This window comes from Bacillus sp. GMs2/2, assembly GCF_050172095.1.
In the GTDB taxonomy this organism is placed as follows: Bacteria; Bacillota; Bacilli; order Bacillales; family Bacillaceae_G; genus Bacillus_A; species Bacillus_A cereus.
On sequence record NZ_JBNLYE010000322.1, the window covers coordinates 1 to 4,488 of the forward strand.

Here is a 4,488-nt window from a genome sequence, read left to right on the forward strand (position 1 = left end):
AGTACTCAAATAACAAAGAACAAATGATACGTATATACTCAATTAAGAAAACTAACTCAGTAATATTAACTATAGAGGATAATGGCGTAGGGATAGTAACTAAAGATATAAATAGAGTTTTTGAAAAAGGATTTACTGGAGAGAATGGAAGAAGATTTAGCAAAAGTACAGGAATGGGCTTGTATCTATGCGAAAAACTGTGCTCAAAATTAGGTATGAAAATTACCATTGATTCTGAAGTTAATAAGGGAACTAGGGTTATATTAATATTTCCGTTGTCAGGTATGGTAACTTTTGAGCCTTATTTATAAAAATAGATGCTGCTTTCTTTCCACGAATTTCGTATGAAACTTAAGAACAAACGTAAAACGGTATGAAAAGACTAGAAATTCTCTTCATACCGTTTGTATTATTTAGTCATTTAACATAATGGTATATTTAATTGTGAATCGGATGTTTTGTGTCTAAATTGTGTTCGAAGCTACTATTTTCTTTTTTGATATAGTGACTCCTACTAGGAGAATGATATTTTAGTATATAGAGATTGACCTTATTAGATCCCCTTAGTTCACTGAAACTTTCTTAACGTTGCAAATCTACATATTTTCTAGACAGTGCTGTGTCTAAACTTATATTACAATTAAAGCAAGTATAAATAATTTCAAGCTACAACGGTTGCGTTATTTGAATAGAAATAAACTAAGTTGTTTCTATTTATCTATTTTATTACTCTCACTATCAAAGGCCTTTCTTTAATAAGGTGGTATTTTTTCACATGGATAACACTTTTAAGAGAGTGAATTTATTTAGGTGGAAAAATCGTGAAGTATTGTACTTAAAGTAAAGAGGGCAGTTTTAAAAGAAAGGACATAACATATTTGTTCACTTAATGAATGTAGTGATAAATGGGTGATAAAAACATAAAAAATAGGTGTATCAAGCAAAGTGTTGATACACCTTAAAACAACATTGTTAAACAACATGTGTTGTCCTGTAGTATATCTTTAATTATTTTAGGTTCAGTCTTACATATTCTTCGTGGCTTTATTTATTCGTATGAATTTTTCCTGGTGCTCGCTTATATTGGTGAGGTTCTTGCAATTCAAAGCCAAGTTCATTGGCCGCTATTCTCGGAAAATACGGATTGCGAAGTAATTCACGTCCGATAAAAATTAAATCTGCTTCGTTATTATTTAAAATTTGCTCTGCTTGTACTCCGGTCGTAATCAATCCAACTGCACCAGTTACAATGTTAGCATGCTCTTTAATATGTTTGGCATATTGTACTTGATAACCGGGATACACATCAATATGTGCTGGTACAACTGCGCCAGAACTACAATCGATTAAATCTATTCCCTGTTCTTTCATCCACTTTGTATACTGAACGTAATCTTGAACCGTTAGCCCGTCAGGATGATAATCATTTGCTGAAATACGAACGAATATTGGTCCGTCCCAAACTTCATTTATCGAGTCAATGATTTCGCGTAAGAAACGATAGCGGTTTTCAGGTGAACCACCATATTCATCAGTCCGCTTATTGGAAAGCGGAGAAAGAAATTCATTAATAAGATAACCGTGAGCACCGTGTATTTCAATAACATCAAATCCAGCTTGTTTTGATCGTACTGCAGCTTGCTGAAAAGCTAATACGGTATCTTTAATTTGGTGTTTGCTCATTTCTATTGGCATTTTCATTGTTTCATTAAATGGAATGGCTGAAGGAGCTAACGCATCTGTTTCTAGTTCTGCTTTTCTTCCGGCGTGAGCGAGTTGAATGGCAGCTTTTGCACCATTATCATGTATAAAAGTAGTCGTTTTATGTAAGCCTTCAATTAAACTGTTATCCCAAATGCCTAAGTCTTTATTTGAAATTCGACCTTCAGGTAACACGGCTGTTGCTTCAATCATAACTAAACCAACTTGACCGGCAGCTCTTGTTCCATAATGAATGAGATGGAAATTCGTTACTTGGCCATCCCCGTTTTCCGATGAATACATGCACATAGGTGACATAACAATCCGGTTTTTTAATGTAACGTCCTTAATTGTATAAGGTGAAAAAAGTTCGGAATTCATCCAATAGCCTCCTAGATTGAATTTTCTTACATTGTATCATTCTCTTTTTTGTTTCTCTAATAAAACGCTTATACGAAAAATTTTGTATATTCGTGTTACAATGACTAATATGAACTGAATTGGAGGATGGCATATGTACCAGGCTTATTATGAAAGCGAAGTAGGTTTGCTTGAAATTACAGCGAATCAAGAAGGAATTACGTCTGTTATATTTGTTGATGAACGACAAGAAGAAAATAAAAATGAAATGATAGAACAATGTATAAATGAGTTAGATGAATATTTTAAAGGGAAAAGAAAAGAGTTTACGGTCCCGCTGTCTGCGGAGGGAACAGCATTTCAAAAAAATGTATGGGATGCACTTTATACTATTCCATACGGCGTAAGTGCTTCATATTTAGATATTGCAGAGAAAGTTGGAAATACAAAAGCTGTACGGGCAATAGGAGGGGCAAATAGTCGGAATCCAATTTCAATAATTGTTCCATGTCACCGTGTAATAGGAAAGAGTGGAAAGCTTGTTGGATATGCTGGTGGTTTATGGAGGAAAGAGTGGTTATTAAAACACGAAGGTATTTTGAAATGACGTATGAATGGGAAGAGGGATTGTTTTGAAATGTATAAATTGTGGGCAATCTTGCGAGGAGGAACAGTTAAATTGTGCAAGTTGTCAGCGAAACTTGGATAATGAACAAGAGGAAGGTAGCTCGTTAATAGATAAAGAACTAGAAGTATATGTAGGGAGACAATATCCGTATTACAAAAGGAAATGGGAGCTTGAGAATAAGCGGATTGCTAGGTGGAGCTGGAATGGTTGGGCTGCTATTTTCAATATAGGCTGGCTAGGATATCGTAAGTATTATGTACCAGCTGCTTTATTTATGTTGTTATTAGTAGCGTGTGATGCATTTTCGTATTATATGGGATTTAATGTAGCGTTGCCAATCATTAATATGGTGCCTCTTACGTTTTTATTACTCATTTTTATTCTGTTTGGAATGGGGATTTTTGCAAATGGATTATACTATCAATTTGCGGAAAGACGTATATACCGAATAAAAGCAAGAGAAATAAAAGATAAATCAGTTGAAAACTATCTAATCAATGATAGCGGCGGAACGAGCAAAATGGGAGCGACAATCGTTACTATTTTAGCAGTTGCTAGCATATTTTTTAGTCATTTCTTTTTTCCGACTGATCGAGACGTTATTCAAAAGGTTCGTACAAGTTCGCTTTATGAATATCCTTTCTTTTCAATAGGTGAATCTTTCGAAAATTATTTTCAAAATTCAGGTTGGATATATTATCGTGGAACGGAAGGGTTAGAATTAGTAGAATTCCAAGGATATAACACCGGAACGCCAAGACAAAAGGTGAAGATTCAATTTGTTGTCGATTATAAATTAGGTGAAGTGGAACCATACTCACTTATGGTTAATGGTGAATCTAAAACTGAAGAAGAGTTTTTGAAGCTGATGGAAGAAATATTTAAAGTTCAAAATCCATTTGATATAGAGGATGGATTACAAGTAAATGCTATTCAAGAAAGCGGCTGGAAAGAAATTTCCGATCGCTTTTTTCTATGTTTGTTAAAATAAATATTTAAAATAATCAGAATCTTTTGTATAATAAAATACATTATATAGGATTTAACTTATACATATAGATTGGGGGAAGGAAGAATGAAGAGAAAGACAACAACAATTGCTGCACTTGCGTTAACGACGAGTGTATTGGTTGCAGGGTGTGGGAATGGTGAGAAGGCTTCGACAACGAAGAAAGAATCGAATAAGGGAATGGCCGATAAACAAGTTTTAAATTTGCTAGAAACAGCTGAAATTCCTTCAATGGATACATCTAAATCAACGGATTCTGTATCTTTCCGTGTATTTGTAAATGCAATGGAAGGTTTATATCGTCTAGATAAAGATAATAAACCAACACCAGGTATGGCAAAAGATGTGAAGATTAGTGAAGATAAAAAGACATATACATTTGAATTACGTGATGCGAAATGGTCAAATGGTGATCCAGTTCGAGCACAAGATTTTGTATATGCATGGCAACGTACATTAGATAAAGCAACAGCGGCAGAATATGCATTCATTTTATTTGATGTGAAAAATGCACAGAAAGTAAATAAAGGAGAATTACCATTAGATCAACTGGGTGTTAAAGCGAAGGATGATAAAACGTTGGTAGTAGAATTAGAGCAACCAGCACCTTATTTTCTTGAACTTACGTCGTTCCCTACATTTTTCCCATTAAATGAAAAATATGTGAAAGAACAAGGAGATAAATACGGATTAGAAGCAGATAAATTAGTATATAATGGACCATTTACAATGAGTCAATGGAAACATGAACAAAATTATCAGTTGAAGAAAAATCCTAATTATTGGGATA

At 34.1% G+C, this 4,488-nt stretch carries 5 protein-coding genes; 4 read left to right on the forward strand and 1 reads right to left on the reverse strand.

What is annotated here, in order from left to right:
* A partial coding sequence (locus ACQGS6_RS23395) for an ATP-binding protein (RefSeq protein WP_426965683.1) occupies positions 1-311 on the forward strand: 311 nt, incomplete at its 5' end.
* Between the two features lie 733 nt (positions 312-1,044).
* Here ACQGS6_RS23395 and namA read toward each other — a convergent pair.
* Complete coding sequence (gene namA, locus ACQGS6_RS23400) at positions 1,045-2,082, reverse strand: NADPH dehydrogenase NamA (protein ID WP_426965684.1); 1,038 nt, start codon at positions 2,080-2,082, stop codon at positions 1,045-1,047.
* A gap of 133 nt (positions 2,083-2,215) precedes the next feature.
* Here namA and ACQGS6_RS23405 point away from each other — a divergent pair, with 133 nt between their 5' ends.
* The 3 genes from ACQGS6_RS23405 to ACQGS6_RS23415 form a co-directional block, all read left to right on the forward strand.
* Entirely contained in the window at positions 2,216-2,668 is a 453-nt protein-coding gene (locus ACQGS6_RS23405) for a methylated-DNA--[protein]-cysteine S-methyltransferase (protein WP_000283913.1), read from the forward strand.
* Between the two features lie 7 nt (positions 2,669-2,675).
* On the forward strand, positions 2,676-3,680 hold the full coding sequence (locus tag ACQGS6_RS23410) for a DUF2628 domain-containing protein (RefSeq protein ID WP_080480394.1): 1,005 nt from the start codon (positions 2,676-2,678) through the stop codon (positions 3,678-3,680).
* 84 nt (positions 3,681-3,764) lie between these two features.
* A partial coding sequence (locus tag ACQGS6_RS23415) for an ABC transporter substrate-binding protein (RefSeq protein ID WP_426965686.1) occupies positions 3,765-4,488 on the forward strand: 724 nt, incomplete at its 3' end.

Coding starts and splice junctions, on each gene's coding strand:
- namA (WP_426965684.1), bottom strand. CDS start 2,082: ATGAATTCCGAACTTTTTTCACCTTATACAATTAAGGACGTTACATTA.
- ACQGS6_RS23405 (WP_000283913.1), top strand. CDS start 2,216: ATGTACCAGGCTTATTATGAAAGCGAAGTAGGTTTGCTTGAAATTACA.
- ACQGS6_RS23410 (WP_080480394.1), top strand. CDS start 2,676: ATGGGAAGAGGGATTGTTTTGAAATGTATAAATTGTGGGCAATCTTGC.